We start from the raw sequence: 17887 nt of genomic DNA, 5'->3' as shown, positions 1-17887 counted from the left end.
CGCGAACGGCGCCCCCAGGATCGCGGTGTCCTCGCACAAGGCCACGGTCGGGGCGACCGGCACCGCGGTGTCCTGCAGGGCCGCGCACACCCGGTATTCGCGGGCCACGTCGTGCGCGGACGGGGTCAACCCGGCCGTCGGCGGCCGGCGCAGCACCCAGCAGGACACCCCGTCGGACACCTCGAACGTGAGGTTGGATTTGCCGCCGGAGATCAGCGACGCCCGCAACTCCCCGGCCGTCGCCACCCCGGAGGTGTCGAAGAACCGGTGCAGCGCACCCAGATCCAGGCCGTCCAGGCCGGTCGCGGTCATGACTGCACCTGCCCGCGCACCGCCCGGCCGATCACCCGTTTGGCGAGCGCCCACCGGTGCACCTCCGAGGGCCCGTCGTACACCCGGAACGGGCGCACCTCCCGCGACAGCCGCGCCAACGGCAGATCCCCGGAAATGCCCATGCCCCCGCACATCTGGATGGAGCGGTCGACGATCCGGAAGATCGCCTCCGACCCGAACGTCTTCGCGATCGACGTCGCGTCCGCCGCCGCACCGCCGCGATCGAGTTCCCAGCAGGCCCGGGTGAGCAGCGATCGGGTCGCAGCGATGTCGATCTCGTTGTCCGCGACCATCTGCTGGATCATGCCCAGATCCCCGAGCCGTGACCCGAAACCCTCCCGGCGGGACACATAGTCGACGGCCACGTCGTGCCCGCGGCGGGCGGCCCCGAGCCAGCGCATCACGTGCGTCATCCGCGCCGGACCGAGCCGCACCTGCGCATACGTGAACCCCTCGTCGACCGCCCCCAGCACCGCCTCGTCGGGGACGAACAGGTCCTCGAAGAACACCTCGCAGTGCCCGCCGATCATCGCCCGATCCAGGGTGTCGAGGTGCCGGCCCACCCGGATCCCCGGTGCCGACGCGGGTGTCAGGAACATCGTCGCCCCACCCCGATCCCCCGGCGCCCCGGACGTGCGGGCCATGACGATGAGGAATCCGGCCCCGTCGGCGCCGGTGATGAACCACTTGTGCCCGTTGATCTTCCAGCCGCCCGACGTCTTGACGGCGCGGGTCGTCAACGCCGACGGATCCGATCCGGCACCCGGGGCGGGTTCGGTCATCGCGAACGCCGACCGCACCACACCCCGGGCCAACGGCTCCAGAAACTCCTCCCGCTGCGCGGGATCCGCGACATGCGCGAGCAGGTGCACGTTGCCCTCGTCCGGGGCGCAGATGTTCAGGGCCGTCGGACCGAACAGCGAATACCCGGCGGCCTCGAACACCGGGGACCGGTCACTCATGGTCAGGCCCAGACCGCCGACCTCGACGGGCGCGTGCGGGGCCAGCAGTCCCCGCGCCGCCGCCTCGGCCTGCAACTCGATCCGCACCCGGTCCCCACCGGCGGCGGTGATGTCACCACCGTGCACGTCCTCGATCGGCAGCACCGTCTCCCGCACGAACACCCGGGTCCGTTCGACGAGGTCCAGCACTTCCGGGGAATACGACAGATCCACGTGTCTATTTCTCCATGGGCTTGGCGAGTTCCTTCATGAGCAGGTCGGTCATCTTCACGGCCCGGTCACCGCCGTCGGCGTCGGCGACGAACACCGCGAAGGCGAGGTCGCCGCGGTAGCCGTAGAACCAGCGGTCGGTGTCGTTGCCGGCCGCCGTACCGACCAGGTCGGGGTGCCCCTTCAGGAAGGAGGCGTTGCCCTTCTGGACGTCGTCGCGCATCGTGGTACGTAACTGTTCGATCACGTCGGTCGGCAACGGTTCTTCGACGTTGTCCGCGGTGGCCTGCTGTCCCTCGACCATGGTCGGCATGGGGACGCTGCCGCGGGCGACGGACGCCGCGACCATCGCGAGCCCGAACGGGCTGACCTGTTCGGTGGTGCCGTTCCTGGACTTCATCACCTGGTCCACCTGGGACTGGGATGCGGTGAGGACCGCGGTCTCGGGGTCGAGGCCGGGCATCTCGTAGTGCAACCCGAGGCCGAGTTGTCGTCCGGCGCGCTCGAGGTCGCCGTCACTGACGTTGCCCGGATCGGTTCCGGCTTGTACGGCCGCGGCCCGGCGAACCAGGTCGAGGGAGTTCCCGGCCGGGTACAGGCCGGTGAACGCGATGGGTCCCTGTTCGATGGCCTGGTTGTTCTGGGCGGCGAAAACGATTGCGCCGGTGGAGGGTCGGATCGCGACGATCACGGCCGGGGTGCCGGCGCTCACGACGGCGTTCTCGGCGGCCAGTTGCATGCGCGAGTCGAGGGTGGACTTGATGTCCGGTCCGGGAGGGCCCTGATAGCCGGCCTGCTGGTGTCGGGTTCCGTCGTGGTCGACGACGTTGACGGCCCAGCCGGCGGTGGCATCACGGTTCTGCTGCCACACCGTGCGCAGCGGGTCGAGCAGCGGCGTCGAGACCCGGCGGTCGGTGGTGATGAGTTTGGGTTGCTTGTCGACGATCACGCCGGGGATGCCGGCGAGGTCCTTCTCCAGGTACTGGTAGTCCTGGTCGCGGAGCAGGACGGCGGTGACCTGTTCGCCGGGTTTCTGGGCGAGTTGCTGTCGCATCGAGTCGGCGGTCACGAGCGGGGCGACCGGCTCGAGTGCCTTGGCGACCCGGTCGGTGGTGGCGGCCGGGTCCGGCATCGTGGCCGGGTCGAGCACGATCGCGTTGATCGTCTGTTCGGCGAGCAGGGGTGCACCGGTGCCGTCGAACACGTGCGGCGGCGCGGCGTCGGTGCGCTCGTATCGGATGCTGCGACCGTTGCCGAGTTCGGGCGCCAAGAGCGACGGGTCCCAGGAGACGCGCCAGCCGACGGACAGCTTCCGCACTCCGCCGTCCGTGTAGTAGCTCCAGTCCTTGCCGTCACCGAAGTTCCAGGCCGCGTCGACGGTGAAGAACCCGGAATCTCCGTTCAGTTCCATGAACTGGGCGACGGACCAGCGGGATTCCTTCGCGTCGAGACCGTCGAACATCTGCTCGATGGTGTCCTCGGCGGCGTTCGGGTACGACGTCAGTGCGGCGGCGGCCTCCGCATCCCGGTCGTTGAGGGCCTGTACGAATCCGGCGACGACCGACTGCGCGCTCTGCTCGGACTTCGGGCCGACGCACGACACGAGTGCTGCGGCGACGACGGCGACGACAGCGAGCGGCAGGGCTGTCGCGCAGCTGCGGCGGACGCGGCGTGAGGTGCGGAACCCCAGGCGATTACCCATGGCCACAATCCTCCCGTCCGTCACTTGCGTAACAAGCACGGATCACACACGAAGACGTCACGATTGCATTGACGACACGACGCCTCGATACATCCCCGTTATCCATTCGTCGCCCTCCCGAAGCCTGCGCCGGAACCCGCTCACCAGCAGTTCCGTGGCCTGCGGCCACCGTACTCCCGGGGTCCGACAGTCGCGGAGCAATTCGATTGCGGTGGCGTGTGGGCGCGTCGTACGGTGAGGGCCGTCGTTCCCGAAAGATCGGATGAAGCCCTTGCTCCTGTCGAGGTGATCTCGCGCCCTGCGCGACGTGTGCCACCTGCACGTGTTCGCGCCCGTTGCACACACCTCCGGGAGCTGCCATGCCTCGATCCTGCACATCTGTCGTCCTGTCCGATCTCACCTTCGCGTGGCCCGACGGCACGTCCGTCTTCGACGGTCTCGACGCCGTCGTCGGCGCCGGCTGTACCGGACTGGTGGGTCTCAACGGGTCCGGTAAGTCCACACTGTCGAAACTCGTCGCGGGAGTGCTGCGTCCCACTCGGGGATCGGTGACGGTGCACGGGACCGTCGCCTACCTGCCACAGGATCTGACGCTCGACGCGACGGTGGGACTCGACTCCGTCCTCGGCATCGCAGATATCCGGAAGTCGCTGTCCCGCATCGAATCCGGACAAGCCTCCGATACCGATTTCGAGACGGTCGGGTCGGCGTGGGACATCGAGGAGCGCGCGGTGTCGACGCTGCACCGCCTCGGTCTGCGTCACATCGTCGCCGACGCCGCCGACCTGGACCGGACGGTCGGGGAACTGTCGGGCGGCGAGACGACACTCCTCGGCCTGACGGCACAGTTGCTCGCGGAACCGGACGTCTTGCTGTTGGACGAGCCGACGAACAACCTCGACACCGACAGTCGGGCGCTGCTCGCGTCGGCGGTGCGCCGGTTTCCGGGCACCGTCCTCGTCGTCAGCCACGACCGGGAGTTGCTCGACGCGATGGAGTCGATCGCCGAACTACGCGACGGCCGACTGCGGCTGTTCGGCGGCAACTACGACGCCTACCGGAGCGCGGTCGAGGCCGAGCAGGAGGCGGCGCGGGCCGCGGTGCGCGATGCTCGCAGCGACGTCCGCAAGCAGGGCCGCGAACTCACCTCGACCCGGATCAAGCTGGATCGCCGGGAACGCTACGGCCGCAAGATGTCCGAGAACAAGCGGGAGTCGAAGATCGTGATGGGGTTGCGCAAGCGGGCCGCGCAGGAGTCCGCGGGCAAGCTGCGCGGCACCCATGTCGAGAAGCTCGACGACGCGAAGCAGACACTGTCCGCAGCGGAGGAGTCGGTACGCGACGATCGGGAGATCCGGATCGACCTGCCCGACACCGCGGTGTTCCCCGGACAGCAGGTGGTCGTGCTGCCCGAGTCTCGGCTGCGTAGCGGGCAGACGGTCGGGCTCACGGTCACCGGTCCCGAGCGGATCGCGCTCGCCGGACGCAACGGTGTCGGCAAGACGACGCTGCTCCGCGAGATCGCGCGCCGCGGCGCCCGGGTGCCGTTCGCGATGCTGCCGCAGCGGCTCGACATTTTCGACGAGTCCGCGTCGGTTGCGCAGAATGTCGCGGCCGCGGCCCCGCACGCGTCGGTGGAACGGGTGCGCGGCGGGCTGGCCCGGTTCCTGTTCCGGGGCACCGACGCCGACGCCCCGGTGTCGACGCTGTCGGGCGGGGAGCGGCTGCGGGCCGCGCTGGCGCTGCTGCTGGCCGCGGATCCCCCGCCGCGACTGCTGCTACTGGACGAGCCGACCAACAACCTCGATCTGCCGAGCCTCGAGCATCTGGTCCAGGCGCTCAACGGTTTTCGTGGCGCGATCGTCGTCGTCAGCCACGACGCCCGGTTCCTGTCGGAACTCGGCATCACCCGGGTTCTCGAACTGGACGAGTCCGGGATCGGGAGTGTCGACCGCACGCCGGAGTTCTAGGCTGGAGACGTGGTGTTCCAGCAGGCAATCAATCCGGTCGACAGTGTCGGCGTCGCGTATCGGGTGATGGGCGACGGGCCGCCGCTGGTGCTGGTGCACGGGACGGCACTGTCGAGTGCGATCTGGCGGGCGTTCGGCTACGTGGAGGCGCTGCGCCACGAGTACCAGCTGATCCTGCCGGACATGCGCGGTCACGGGCGCAGCGACACTCCACACGAACCGGCATCGTATGCGATGGATCTGGTGGTCGGGGACGTGCTCGCGGTCCTCGACCAACTCGGTCACGAGCGGGCCCACTACCTGGGGTACTCGTTCGGCGGCCGGGTCGGGTTGTCGCTCGCCGCGGCGGCGCCGGAGCGGCTGCGCACCCTCACAGTCGGGGGCGGCAGCAGCCTCCCACAGGCCGGGTCGTTCGACCGTTTGTTCTTCCCCGGCTGCGTCGACGTCCTCGACCACGACGGGATGACGGCGTTCCTCGACACGTGGAACGCGCACCGGTCGACGCCCCTGGATCCGGCGACACGGGCGGCGTTCGACGCCAACGATCCACGGGCCCTCGTCGCCTACATGCGCCGCTGCGAGCAGGAACCGGGTGTGCCCGACGCGTCGCTCGCCGCGATCGACGTCCCGACGTTGCTGTTCGTCGGGTCCGCGGACGTCACGAGGCTGGACGACGCCCGTCGGGTGGCCTCGCTGGTGCCCGGCGCGCAGCTCGCCGTGCTCGACGGTCTCGATCACGCGACGACGATCGCCGCGTCCGACGAGGTCCTGGCGGTGGTCAGGCCGTTCCTCGCGGGGCACTGACCGGTGCCGCCCAGACGTCCATGGGCACGGTCTCCACGCTGCGCCCGTACTCGTCGAGGATGCGTCCCATGCGTTTGAAGGTGCGCAGCGTGACGGTGCGGCCCACGATGTCGAGGGTCGGGGCGGTGCGGCGGAGCGTCGCCTCGACACGGTGGACGTCGCCGAGGGAGCGCACCCACACCGAGTGGTAGAGGTTGGCGGGTGCCCCGGTGAGGGCGAGGCAGGCGCGGGTTTCCGGGAGTGCGACGAGCCGACGACCGACATCGTCGCAGTCGTCGGCGGGGACGCGCGCCCACATGGACACCGACATCGGCCACCCGGACAGGGGTTGTGCGATGTCGCAGCGCAACAACGCGTTCCGTCCGAGGAGCGCGTCCAGGCGCCGGCGAGCGGTACTGACACTGCAGCCGAGACGTTCGGCAAGGTCGGTGAGCGAGGCCCGACCGTCCTCGAACAGACAGGCCATCAACTTCCGGTCGGTGGCATCGAGAGGATGTAGTGAGGACCGCCCGCGACGGGAGGACGCGGTGAGGCGGCCGCGCTGGTCGACGTCGAGGGCCCGCACCTGCCAGTCGCCGCCGAGCGCGAACGGCCGGATCACGAGATTGCTTCTGGTCGAACGTATTCCGGTCATCGATTCGATGTCCAGCAGCAACTGCGACAAGGTCCCGACGTCGGCGACGCTCACGGTCAGCAACAGACCGTATGCGCCGCTGGCGTGTTCGACGGTGAGCACGTGCGGTCGGCGCGACAGCTGTTCTGCGGTGTCGCGGGTCGCGCCGGCGACGCATTCGACCTCGACGAGTGCGGCGGTTTGCGGGCCCGCGGGGTGCGCGGTCACCCATGCCGAACCGGACGCCACCAGGTGCGCCCACCGGCGGGCCGCGGTCACCGGGTCGATGCCGAGGGCCGCGCCGACCGTCGTCCAGGACGCCCGCGGCTCGAACTGGAGGGCGTTGACCAGACGCAGATCCGTCTCGTCCAGCCCGTCATATTCCTGCATCAACTGATTGTTCACGACAGAATCCTGCGCTTTGGGCCGAAGAGGCGCATGTCGTGGGCATCATGCGTCCACACCCGAGACGAGAGGAGACCACCCGTGTCGCTCACCGAGGACGCCCACGCCCTGCACGACGATCTGGTCCGGCTGCGTCGGCAGTTGCATGCGGAACCGGAAGTGGGCCTGCATCTTCCCCGCACGCAGGAACGGGTCCTGCACGCCTTGGACGGGCTGCCGCTGGAGATCGCCACCGGGGCGTCACTGTCCTCCGTGACCGCGGTCCTGCGCAGCGGGAAACCGGGCCCGACGGTGTTGCTGCGCGGCGACATGGACGCGCTACCGGTCAGCGAGAAGGCGGACGTCGATTACGCGTCGACGGTGCCGGACCGGATGCATGCGTGCGGGCACGACCTGCACACGTCGATGCTGGCCGGGGCCGCACACCTGCTGTCGGCGCGGCGCGAGCACCTGGCGGGTGATGTGGTGTTCATGTTCCAGCCCGGCGAGGAAGGCTACGACGGGGCCGGGCACATGCTGGCCGAGGGGGTGCTCGAGGCGTCCGGGTCGCGTCCGGTGGCCGCGTACGGCCTGCACGTGAGCGCGTCGGGGATGCCCGGCGGGGCGTTCGTCACCCGGAAGGGTCCGTTGATGGCCGCGAGTGATGTTGCGACGGTGACGGTTCTGGGTCGCGGCGGGCACGGGTCGGCACCGCATGCGAGCCTCGATCCGATTCCCGCGGGCTGCGAGATGGTGTCGGCGCTGCAGACGTTCGTGGCGCGCTCGTTCCCGGCGTTCGATCCGGTGGTGGTCACGGTCGGGTCGTTCCACGCCGGTACCGCCGCCAACGTGATCCCCGACGACGCCCGCTTCGATCTGACGGTGCGCAGCTTCTCGCAGGAGAACCGGGAGAAGGCCCGCGACGGGGTCATTCGAGTGTGCCGGGGTGTCGCGGCCGCCCACGGACTGGAGGTGGACGTCGACTACCGCGAGCAGTATCCGGTGACCGTCAACGACGACGTCGAGGCCGGGTTCGTGGCCGACGTGGTCGCCGAGACGTACGGTCCGGAACGGTTCACATGGCAGCCGCAGCCGGCGACCGGGTCGGAGGACTTCTCCCGCGTCCTCGACGAGATTCCCGGGGCATTCGTGTTCCTCGGCGCCTGTCCGCCCGACCGGGACCCGTCCCAGGCCGCCTACAACCATTCGCCGCTCGCCGAATTCGACGACAGCGTCCTCGGCGACGGCGCCGCGCTCTACAGCGAACTGGCGCTGCGACGGCTCGCGAGGGTGGAGGTGGCCGCCTGCTGAGCGGCGACCACACGTCGCCTGCGGATGCGCCCGACAGCGGCTTCGGGGGAGGCTGCGCGTCAAAGGCAATTCGCAGTGGTCGCCCCGCACAAACATCGAGTGAGCCGGTGCAGCGGTGGGGAGGGGTCTGTCCAGCGGGTGTGTAGGTTCCCCGGTTCGGTGTCGGCTTCCTGTTTTCGTGCCGGTAGGGCGCCCTCGCCGGGACGTTTCCACAGTTCACGGCTGTTGCGTAGCGTCATGCCGCCACGCGTGACGGTTGGCCGTGGTCGTCTCGCGCGCATCGGCGGCGTCGTGGTTGCGACGACTGTTGACCACTGTGCCGGCGACCCGCCGTGGCCCATGCGTCGCAACTGATGGTTGACGTGGTTGACGTAAGAATGGATTATTGGGTTGACATGGTTGACGCTATCGCCTTGTCGGGAGGATTCCGTATGGACACCCTGGTCGAGCAGGAACGCAAGCTGATGGACCTTCTCACCCGCCGCGTCCACCAGACGTTCGCCGACGCGCGCGCAGCCGGTGTCCCCGCCGGCGTCTTCGATGACGTCGAGGCCATCGTCGACGCCATGATCTCAGCCCTACCTGCGAGTGGTGTCTACGACCAGCTCGTCGGCCCGTTCTACGACACCGCCGGCCTGACTCGGTGGCGGGGTGTGAGCCGCCAGGCCGTCAACAAGGCTGTCACCGCGGGCACCGTGATCGCCTGCCGACTCGACGACGGCCAGTGGGTCTACCCCACCTGGCAGTTCACACCCGAAGGCACGGTGGCACCGCACCTGATCACGCTGTGGAAGACTCTGCGCGCCGCCGCCGACCCGTGGACCTGCGCGGTATGGCTGCGCACCCCGCAGCCCGGACTCGACGGTGTCGCAGCTGTCGACTGGATCGCCGACGGCCACCCGGTCGACCCGGTCCTCGCCCTGGCCCGCGCAGACGCACAGCGATGGGCCGAGTGAGCACGGGCAGCACGAGCCGTGACAGTGTCGCCCTCCGCCCACCGGCCCGACCGCTGACCGGGTTCCCCGACTGCGAACTCACCGCGGCGCAGCCACTGACCCGCGGACACCGCGCCGTGAACAGTCCGTGGTGGTTCGCCTCCTCCGGTGGCGGCCGCTTCGACCTGACCTCGCCGCGGGGCACCTGCTACCTCGCCCTCGACGAGCACACCTCGATCCGGGAGACTGTCGGGGCGGTGCTGGCGACGGCGGGGGTGATCAGCGAGGAGTTCGCCGCCGACCGTCGGCTGTCGACCCTGGCCGTCCCGCACGATCACCGACTGGCCGACACCTGCGCGGATACGGCCGCCGACTTCGGCCTGACCCGGGAGTTGTCGACCATGACCCCGTACGCGGTGCCGCAGGAGTGGGCCGCAGCGTTCGACCGCGTCACCTTCGCTGGTTTGCGGTATCAGACCCGGTTCACCACCGGGACGAACCCGAACGCGGTCAGCCTGTTCGGGGAGGCCGGGGAGGCTGATTGGCCGGCCGACCCGAGTCCCGAACCGTTCGTGGTGGCCGCTCGGCGGTGCGGCTTCACCGTTGCCGGCCTACCGCGGTCGGTTCGCATCGTCTCTCCGCCCGCGAGTTGATCGACGCTCGCATCACCCACCAACGGAATCCGCCCCGCCGCTACCGACCTGTTTTTCGACCGCCGACACCCGGACAGTCGGGTGTCGGCGCAGGCATCTGCGCAGTTCACCAGGTTTGTGCAGTAGTGCCTACACAGTGGCCACGACACCCCAGACCTGACAGGTCCGCGCAGCGATCACTGCGCGGATTCCACGTCTCCGGTGGGGCCGGATGTGGCCGGAAACGGCCCGTTTCCGGGCTGGTGTCCGTTACGTTCTTTTCCGGGTGGCTACCGGAGCGTGGCTGCCGCGTGCCCTGGCGGTACCGGTGGGGTGCGGACCGTCTCGGGAAGGAAACCTCCTCCATGTCCATCCTCGACCAACCACGCCTCCGGGGGCGGCTGACCCGTGGTGCGGCGACAGTCGGTGCCGGTGTGCTCACGATCGCCGCGGTCCTGACGACTACGGTGGCCGGGCCGGCCGCCGCGGACACCGTCACCGACACCATCGCAGTCGTCGGGCAGCCGTCCGGGGTGGCGGTCGACGGCGACCGCGCCTACGTCACCAACGACAGCGACGACACGGTGTCGGTGATCGACACCACCGCCGTCCCACCGGCCGTCACCGCCACCATCGGGGTCGGCGCGCGGCCGCGGGGGGTGGCGGTCAGCGGGGACCGCGCCTACGTCACCAACCAGGGCAGCGGCACGGTGTCGGTGATCGACACCACCGCCGCCCCACCGGCGGTCACCGCCACCATCACAGTCGGCACGTTGCCGCAGGAGGTGGCGGTCGACGGCGACCGCGCCTACGTCACCAACTGGGCCGACGGCACGGTGTCGGTGATCGACACCACCGCCGCCCCACCGGCGGTCACCACCACCATCCCGGTCGGCGCGTGGCCGCGGGGGGTGGCGGTCGACGGCGACCGCGTCTACGTCACCAACCAGGGCAGCGGCACGGTGTCGGTGATCGACACCACCACCCCGACCGTCACCGACACCATCACCGTCGGCGGGCAACCGTTCGGAGTGGCGGTCACCCCGGACGGGTCCCGCGCCTACGTCACCAACCCCGGCTACGGCACGATGTCGGTGATCGACACCACCGCCACCCCACCGGCCGTCACCGACACCATCACCGTCGGCGTGCAGCCATCCGGGGTGGCGGCCGACGGCGACCGCGCCTACGTCACCAACTTCGACATCGGCACGGTGTCGGTGATCGACACCACCGCCGTCCCACCGACTGTCACCGCCACCATCACCGTCGGCGCGAAGCCGTTCGGGGTGGCGGTCAGCGGGGACCGCGCCTACACCGCCAACTACGGCGACGGCACGGTGTCGGTGATCGCGATCGAGAGGGCACCGACCCTCACCGGAGTCCCGGCCGCCGGGACCGTCGGCGAGCCCTACCGTCATGCCTTCACCGTCGCCGGACAGCCCGCGCCGACCGTGACCGTCACCGCCGGCACCCTGCCCGACGGTCTGACCCTGCCCGACGGTCTGACCCTGCCCGACGGTCTGACCCTGACCGGCGACGGGATCCTGTCCGGAACCCCCACCACCGCAGGCCGATTCGAGTTCACGATCGCCGCCGCCAACGGGATCGGTGCACCCGCCGCCCTGCCGGTCGTCCTCGACATCACCGACACCACCGCACCCGCTACCGGATCACTCGGGTCACTCGGGTACTGACCCACCGTCCACACACTGTGGCCGCCCACCCCGACCGGGGTGGGCGGCCACAGTCGTTCACCCCGGCACAGTCCTGCCGCCGAGATGCCCCGGTCCGCGCAACTCCACGCGGACCGGGGAACGACTTCACTTGCCCAGCAGGCCCTTTGCGATGTGGGTGACCTGGATTTCGTTGGAGCCTGCGTAGATCATGAGCGACTTGGCGTCGCGGGCGAGCTGTTCGACCTTGTATTCGGCCATGTAGCCGTTGCCGCCGAACAGCTGCACGGCTTCCATGGCGACTTCGGTGGCGGCGCGCGACGAGTACAGCTTCATCGCCGACGCCTCGGCGAGGGTGACGGGGTTACCGGCGGCGGTGCGTTCGATGGCGTTGAACACCATGTTCTGCACGTTGAGGCGGGCGACTTCCATTTCGGCGAGCTTGAGCTGGATGAGCTGGAACTGGGCGATCTCCTTACCCCACAGCTTGCGGTTCTTGGCGTAGTCGATGGACAGCCGCTGGCATTCGTTGATGATGCCGAGCGCGAGGGACGCGATGCCGATGCGTTCGGCCGCGAAGGATTCCTTGGCGCTTTCCTTGCCGTCGCCCTTGGCGGGGTTCTCGGTCTCGCCGAGCAGTCGGTCCTTGGAGATGCGGACGTTGTCGAAGAACAGTTCACCGGTGGGCGACGAGTTCATGCCCATCTTCTTGAACGGCGCGCTCTGGGTGAAGCCTTCCATGCCCTTGTCGAGGACGAAGCCGAGGACCTTGCGGTCGCGGCGGTCGACGGACGCGTCGCCCTCGTCCAACTTGGCGTAGACGATGGTGACGTCGGCGTAGGGACCGTTGGTGATGAACGTCTTCTGCCCGTTGAGGATGTAGTCGTCGCCGTCGCGGCGGACGTACGACTTCATGCCGCCGAATGCGTCGGAGCCGGAGTCGGGTTCGGTGATCGCCCACGCGCCCACCTTCTCCATCGTGACGAGTTCGGGCAGCCAGCGCTTCTTCTGCGCGAGGGTGCCGCGGCTGCGCAGGGTGCCGACGGTCAGGCCGAGGCTCACGCCCATCGACGCGACCAGACCGAGGCTCACGCCGGCGAGTTCGCTGTTGAGGATGACGCCCATGCTGCCGGCGCCGCTGAAGCCGCCGCCCTTCTCCCCGGACTCGGGCACGGTCTCGCCGCGCTCCTTGGCTTCCTCCTTGGCGAACGCCTTCTCTAGGGATTCGGTGGCCATCTCGTCCATGCCGAAGGTGGCGTACATCTTGCGGATGATCTCGAACGGCGGCAGTTCACCGCTCTCGAGCTTGTCGGCGTGCGGCTTGATCTCCTTGTCGATGAAGCCGCGCAGGGCGTCCCGGAACATCAGGTCGGTGTCGGACCACTCGTACATCTCTTACTCCAGTCGAATGCGCTGTCGGTGTGGCCCGCGGTACAGGCCCGGCCGCCCCGTGGTGACCGTCACAACCACACATATAGAACACGTTCTCATTTGTCCACCCCGAGACGTCGGACGCATTTAGTTAGTGCACGACTCAATCGTGTACGCTCCATTTCATGATCACGGATGAACAGGACGTCGACTGGGGTGACATCGACCCCCTGGCACTCAACCGTCAAGTGTGTTTCGCGCTCGCCGTCGCCAACCGGGCCGTCCTGTCCGTCTACCGGCCGATCCTCGAGCCGATGGGGCTGACACATCCGCAGTACCTGGTGATGCTGGCGCTGTGGGGTGACGCCCCGATGTCGGTCAAGGAGATCGGACAGGCCCTGCAACTCGATTCACCGACGCTGTCCCCGCTGCTCAAACGCCTCGAGGCGGGCGGTCTGATCTCCCGCACCCGCAGCGCCGCCGACGAACGGCAACTCGTCGTCGACCTCACCGACGCCGGACGGGTCCTGCGCGAGCAGGCCGAGAAGATTCCCGGCACCGTCGTCCGGCGTCTCGGCTCGAGCCTCGAGGAACTCGAGGAACTGCATTCCGTCCTCACCCGCATCAACGCCGCCGCCCTGCGCGCCGGCGCCCTCACCGAATAACCCCTCCAGCCGAACAGTCCCTAGCCGAACAGCCCCTCCAGCCGAGAAGGACAGATACCCGTGACCAGCGAGCACCAGGGCCGTCGTCGCCCGAACCCGTTGCAGTGGATCGGTTACGCGTGCGGCGGCAAGCTGCCCGACTCCATGCAGGACTGGGTGCGCAGCGATCTGATCGGCGACTGGGCCGTCCCCCGCCACCTGGTGCGCTCGATGGTGCCGTTCCTGCCGATCTTCGCGGCGTTCTTCCTGTTCCCCGGCCCTCTGTGGCTGCGCGGGTCGATGGTGCTGCTCGGCGTGTTCCTGGCCCTGTTCTTCGCGGCCGCCTACATGGACCAGAACCGTCGCCGCCGACTCGAGAAGCACGGCCTGTCCCCCGAGTTGGAGAACCCGAAGAAGGCCGCACGACTCCACGCCGAGAAGACCGCCTACGAGAAGGCATACTCGCACCGCCCCTGAGTTACTCGAGCGTCCGCAGGAACTCGAGCATCGCCGCGTTCACCTGTTCGGCAGCCTCCATCTGCACGAAGTGTCCGGCGTCGGGGATGACGTGGGTGGAGCGCAGGCCGGGGACGAGTTCGGTCATGGTCTCGAACGGGGTGGCGCCCATCATCTCGAGGACGGGGTCTTTGGCACCGGCGATGAACGTGGTGGGGACGGTGATCGGCCGGGACTGCAGGTCCGCGTTCTGTTCCCAGACGTAGTCGTCGGCGCGGTACCAGTTGAGGCCGCCGGTGAAGCCGGTGCGGGTGAATTCCTGGACGTAGTAGTCGAATTCGTTCTCCGACAGCCACGGCCACGGCAGTGCGGGCGGTTCGGGCAGCACGTCGAGGTAGCCGTTGCCGTCGGTCGGGAAGTTCCAGCAGTCGAGGTAGCGGTTGGCGCCGGAGAGGGCGTGGAAGATCTTGCCGAGGAACTCGCGCGGATGTTCTCCCAGTTCACGGTCGGCGGGCCCGTACTCCTGGAAGTAGTGCATGTGCAGGAAGTGCTGGGAGGCCATGTGCCGGAACGCGGTCGTGGGGCGGACCGGGGACCGTGGTGTGCGCGGGACACTGAGCTGCATCAGGCCGCGCACCCGGCCCGGCGCCCACGCCGGCAGATCCCACACCAGTTGTGCTCCGAAGTCGTGCCCGGCGAACACGGCCCGGTCGATGTCGAGGGCGTCGAGGAGACCGACCATGTCGGCGACGCTGTGCTTGCGGTCGTAGTCCCGCGGATCGGCCGGCACGTCGGTGCGGCCGTAGCCGCGCATGTCGGGGGCTATCACCCGGTATCCGGCGGCGGACAGTGCCGACAGCTGGTGCCGCCAGCTGTACCAGAGCCCGGGGAATCCGTGACAGAGGACGACGGGGTCGCCCGTGCCCTGCTCTGCGATGTGCATGTCGATGTCCCCGACACGCACGGTCCGATGGGTGAGTGTGGTTGCAGGATCGGCCATTTACGGACGATACGACAGTTCGATGCCACGCACCCGATGAACCGCATACCTCGTTCACCCGCCGAACGTTCGACAGTTTCGCCGACGTCCGCCGTACCGTCGCTCCCCGGTCACCTGCGCGTGGGGAACGGTTCATTCGGTCCACCCACGCTCCTTGGCATGCAACGTTCCCGCCGCTGTGCCCTGCTCGCCGTCCCCGCCGTCCTGGTGCTCGGCGCCTGCTCGAACGCCGACGCCGACGCCGACACCGAGATCCGGCCGGTGTCGTCGGTGACGCATCTGTCCACGATGCAGGTGCCCGACGGGCTCACCCCGTTCGGCAGCCCGCTCGGCGGGCTGTCCGGCATCGACTACGACGCCACCACCGGCAGCTACCTCGTCGTGAGCGACGACCGCGCCCAGAACGGTCCGGCCCGCGCCTACACGCTGACGCTGCCGTTGAACGGCAAGGGCGAGTTCACCGGTGCGGCACCGGAGTTCACGTCGATGATCGAGCTGACCGACATCGGGGGTGTCCCGTACCCGGAAAAGGGCGTCGATCCCGAATCCATTCGCCGGGTCGCCGGGTCCACCGATTTCGTGTACTCGAGCGAGGGGGATGCGTCGAAGTTCCTCGCCCCGTTCGTGCGGCTGGCGTCGGCGGACGGCGCGGTGGTGCGGGACTTCGCGGTCCCCGAGCACTATCTGCCCACCGCAGGCCCGGACGGCACGCAGGCGTCCGGTATCCGCAACAATCTCGCGTTCGAGGGTCTGACGTTCTCGACGGACGGATCGGAACTGCTTGCCCTGACCGAGAACTCGCTGATCCAGGACGGCACGATCGCCACCGTCGAGAACGGCACCGATTCGCGGGTCCTGGTGTTCGACAGCGCGAGCGGCGACGCGGTCGACGAGTTCGTGTACGAGGTCGATCCGATCAGCGGCGTCTACCCGGACGTCGTCGACTCCACCGGCTACACGTTGAAGGCGGACCGCGGCGCCACCGAGATCCTCGCGATCGGCGACGACGAATTCCTGGTGATCGAGCGGGGTGCGGTGCCCGGCAACGGCGTCGAGGCGCAGGTGTTCTGGACGACGACCGCCGGCGCCACCTCCGTCGACGGCAGGGCCGTCCTCGACGGCACCGAAACCCCGATGCCGAAGAAGCTGCTGTTCGACTTCGCCGACACCGGCGCCGACCCGGACAACGTCGAGGGCATCACGTGGGGCCCGACGCTCGACGACGGCACCCGCACCGTCGTGATCGTCGCCGACGACAACTTCAACGCGAAGGGCGGCCAGCACACGATGTTCCACGTGCTCGCGGTGCGCTGACCTCGAACGCTCACCCCAGCCGCGGCGTCAGCCAGTCGACGACGTCCCCGATCACCGTCTCGCGTTCGGGTTCGTTGAACACCTCGTGGTAGAGGCCGTCGTACAGCTTCAGGGTGAGGTCGGTCGATCCGGCGCGGGCGGAGATCATCCGGCTGCCGGAGACGTCGACGAGGCGGTCGGCGGTGCCGTGCAGGACGAGGGTGGGCACGGTGAGCGACGGCAACCGGGCCGGGAAGCTCTCGGCGGCGGTGAGCAGGCCGCGGGCGATACCGGCGGTGACCTTGCCGTGGTGGACGAGCGGATCGGATTCGTAGGCGGCCACCACGGCGGGGTCGCGGGAGACGGCCGTCGCGTCCAGTGTCTCGACCGGGACGTTGGGTGCGACGCGGCCGACGAGTTTGCCGAGTGCGATCACGATCTTCGGTTTGTCGGTGGTGACGACGACGGCGGGCGCGGACAGGATCAGGCCCGTCAGTTCGCCCGGATGGTCGAGGGCGTAGGTGAGGGCGATCGCGCCGCCCATGCTGTGCCCCAGCACGAATCGCGGCAGGCCCGGGTTCTCGGCAGCGGCGATTCCCGCCAGGTGGTGCAGGTCGGCGCCGAAGTCGGTCCAGTCGTGCAGTTCGATCCGTTTGCCGCCGGAGCGTCCGTGGCCGCGGTGGTCGGGGGCGTACACGACGAGGCCGAGACCGACCAGGCGTTCGATCACATGGTCGTAGCGGCGGGCGTGTTCCCCGATGCCGTGCACGAGCAGCAGGGTGCCGGTGGGTGGGCCGTCCGGCCGCCACACGTCGTAGACGATGCGGGTGCCCCGCACCCCGGTGAAGTCCGCCTCTGTGTGCTGCACGAGCGCGAGTCTAGGGCGAATCGACGGCTCGTGTGCATGCTTGTCACGACCCGTCCGCGGCGGCACGATGGAAACGTCCCCCTGCCCCGGGAGCGGTGATGAGCACGACCGAGACCCCGTATCTGCGGTACACCGACCGGGCGGGCCGTGCCCACGAGGTGCCGCTGCCCGAGACCCGTCCACGGATCACCGTCGGGCGCGCCCCGGACGCCGATGTGCCCCTCGTGTCGGACCCCGAGGTCTCCCGGTTGCACGCGACACTCGAACGGTTCGGTACCGATTGGACGATCGTCGACGACGGCCTGTCCCGCAACGGCACGTTCGTCGACGGGGAACGGATCTCCGGGCGGCGCCGGCTCCGCAACGGGGACAGCATCCGGATCGGCAACTCCGCGTTGGCATTCCGGGATCCGTCGCAACCGAACGGCGATCCGACGAAGCTCTCCGACGATCTGCCGGAGGTGCGGTCGCTGACCGAGACGCAGCGGGCGATCCTCGTCGCCCTGTGCCGGCCGTACAAGCACGATGCGACGTTCGCGGCCCCGGCGTCGAATCAGTCGATCGCCGACGAGGTGTTCCTCAGTGTGGACGCCGTCAAGACGCACCTGCGGACCCTGTTCGGGAAGTTCGGGTGGAGGATCTGCCGCAGAACCAGAAGCGGCTGCGGCTCGCCGAGAAGGCCCTGCACAGCGGAATGATCACCGAACACGATCTGTGACGTCC

General features: G+C 69.0%; 16 protein-coding genes and 1 pseudogene. 10 read left to right on the top strand and 7 right to left on the bottom strand.

The features are described from left to right. From E0497_RS02275 to E0497_RS02265, 3 genes are all read right to left on the bottom strand, one after another. A partial coding sequence (locus E0497_RS02275; protein WP_153269345.1) for a phosphotransferase occupies nt 1-312 on the bottom strand: 312 nt, incomplete at its 3' end. Next, on the bottom strand, nt 309-1508 hold the full coding sequence (locus tag E0497_RS02270; RefSeq protein WP_137723130.1) for an acyl-CoA dehydrogenase family protein: 1200 nt from the start codon (nt 1506-1508) through the stop codon (nt 309-311). The genes E0497_RS02275 and E0497_RS02270, both read right to left, overlap by 4 nt. A 4-nt stretch (nt 1509-1512) precedes the next feature. Further along, a complete protein-coding gene (locus E0497_RS02265) occupies nt 1513-3207 on the bottom strand; it encodes an NTF2-like N-terminal transpeptidase domain-containing protein (protein WP_137723129.1) in 1695 nt (564 codons plus the stop codon). A 359-nt stretch (nt 3208-3566) separates the two neighbouring features. Between E0497_RS02265 and E0497_RS02260 the strand changes: the two genes are divergently transcribed. Both E0497_RS02260 and E0497_RS02255 read left to right on the top strand, forming a co-directional pair. After that, entirely contained in the window at nt 3567-5177 is a 1611-nt protein-coding gene (locus tag E0497_RS02260; RefSeq protein WP_137723128.1) for an ABC-F family ATP-binding cassette domain-containing protein, read from the top strand. A 66-nt stretch (nt 5178-5243) separates the two neighbouring features. Continuing rightward, entirely contained in the window at nt 5244-5981 is a 738-nt protein-coding gene (locus tag E0497_RS02255; RefSeq protein WP_170312844.1) for an alpha/beta fold hydrolase, read from the top strand. On the opposite strand, the gene E0497_RS02250 is transcribed toward E0497_RS02255, so the two are convergent. Beyond that, the gene (locus E0497_RS02250; protein WP_137723126.1) at nt 5956-6999 is read right to left on the bottom strand and encodes an Lrp/AsnC family transcriptional regulator; all 1044 of its coding nucleotides are present in this window, start codon (nt 6997-6999) and stop codon (nt 5956-5958) included. The genes E0497_RS02255 and E0497_RS02250 overlap by 26 nt on opposite strands. 81 nt (nt 7000-7080) lie before the next feature. Between E0497_RS02250 and E0497_RS02245 the strand changes: the two genes are divergently transcribed. The 4 genes from E0497_RS02245 (at nt 7081) to E0497_RS02230 (ending at nt 11553) form a co-directional block, all read left to right on the top strand. Further along, complete coding sequence (locus tag E0497_RS02245) at nt 7081-8289, top strand: M20 metallopeptidase family protein (protein ID WP_137723125.1); 1209 nt, start codon at nt 7081-7083, stop codon at nt 8287-8289. 431 nt (nt 8290-8720) lie between these two features. Beyond that, nucleotides 8721-9245: a hypothetical protein gene (locus E0497_RS02240; protein WP_137723124.1), complete on the top strand. Its 525-nt coding sequence runs from the start codon at nt 8721-8723 to the stop codon at nt 9243-9245. Beyond that, nucleotides 9242-9877 (top strand): RES family NAD+ phosphorylase, encoded by a 636-nt coding sequence (locus E0497_RS02235; protein ID WP_241665660.1) that lies wholly within the window; start codon nt 9242-9244, stop codon nt 9875-9877. Before E0497_RS02240 ends, E0497_RS02235 begins: the two co-directional genes overlap by 4 nt. Nucleotides 9878-10221: 344 nt before the next feature. Beyond that, nucleotides 10222-11553 carry a beta-propeller fold lactonase family protein gene (locus E0497_RS02230; protein ID WP_137723122.1) on the top strand — a complete coding sequence of 444 codons (1332 nt, stop codon included), beginning with the start codon at nt 10222-10224 and terminating at the stop codon, nt 11551-11553. 126 nt (nt 11554-11679) lie between these two features. Here E0497_RS02230 and E0497_RS02225 read toward each other — a convergent pair whose 3' ends face one another. Next, a complete protein-coding gene (locus E0497_RS02225) occupies nt 11680-12924 on the bottom strand; it encodes an acyl-CoA dehydrogenase family protein (protein ID WP_137723121.1) in 1245 nt (414 codons plus the stop codon). Nucleotides 12925-13088: 164 nt separating this feature from the next. On the opposite strand from E0497_RS02225, the gene E0497_RS02220 reads away from it, so the two are divergent. Next, a complete protein-coding gene (locus tag E0497_RS02220) occupies nt 13089-13568 on the top strand; it encodes a MarR family winged helix-turn-helix transcriptional regulator (protein WP_137723120.1) in 480 nt (159 codons plus the stop codon). 60 nt (nt 13569-13628) lie between these two features. Continuing rightward, nucleotides 13629-14024 (top strand): DUF5313 family protein, encoded by a 396-nt coding sequence (locus tag E0497_RS02215; RefSeq protein ID WP_137723119.1) that lies wholly within the window; start codon nt 13629-13631, stop codon nt 14022-14024. A 1-nt stretch (nt 14025) separates the two neighbouring features. Here the strand turns inward: E0497_RS02215 and E0497_RS02210 are convergent, their stop codons facing one another. Further along, the gene (locus E0497_RS02210; protein WP_137723118.1) at nt 14026-15003 is read right to left on the bottom strand and encodes an alpha/beta fold hydrolase; all 978 of its coding nucleotides are present in this window, start codon (nt 15001-15003) and stop codon (nt 14026-14028) included. Nucleotides 15004-15162: 159 nt separating this feature from the next. On the opposite strand from E0497_RS02210, the gene E0497_RS02205 reads away from it, so the two are divergent. Continuing rightward, on the top strand, nt 15163-16317 hold the full coding sequence (locus E0497_RS02205; protein ID WP_161987379.1) for an esterase-like activity of phytase family protein: 1155 nt from the start codon (nt 15163-15165) through the stop codon (nt 16315-16317). A gap of 10 nt (nt 16318-16327) precedes the next feature. On the opposite strand, the gene E0497_RS02200 is transcribed toward E0497_RS02205, so the two are convergent. Beyond that, nucleotides 16328-17164, bottom strand: coding sequence for an alpha/beta hydrolase (locus E0497_RS02200; RefSeq protein ID WP_137723116.1), 837 nt, complete (start codon nt 17162-17164; stop codon nt 16328-16330). A 98-nt stretch (nt 17165-17262) separates the two neighbouring features. Here E0497_RS02200 and E0497_RS02195 point away from each other — a divergent pair. Then, nucleotides 17263-17882: pseudogene (locus E0497_RS02195) on the top strand (FHA domain-containing protein). The last annotated feature ends 5 nt before the right edge of the window (nt 17883-17887 follow it).

Source organism: Prescottella subtropica (genome assembly GCF_005434945.1).
Lineage (GTDB): Bacteria > Actinomycetota > Actinomycetes > Mycobacteriales > Mycobacteriaceae > Prescottella > Prescottella subtropica.
The sequence above is the reverse complement of the archived record's forward strand: the minus strand, read 5'-3'. Positions and strand labels throughout refer to the sequence as shown.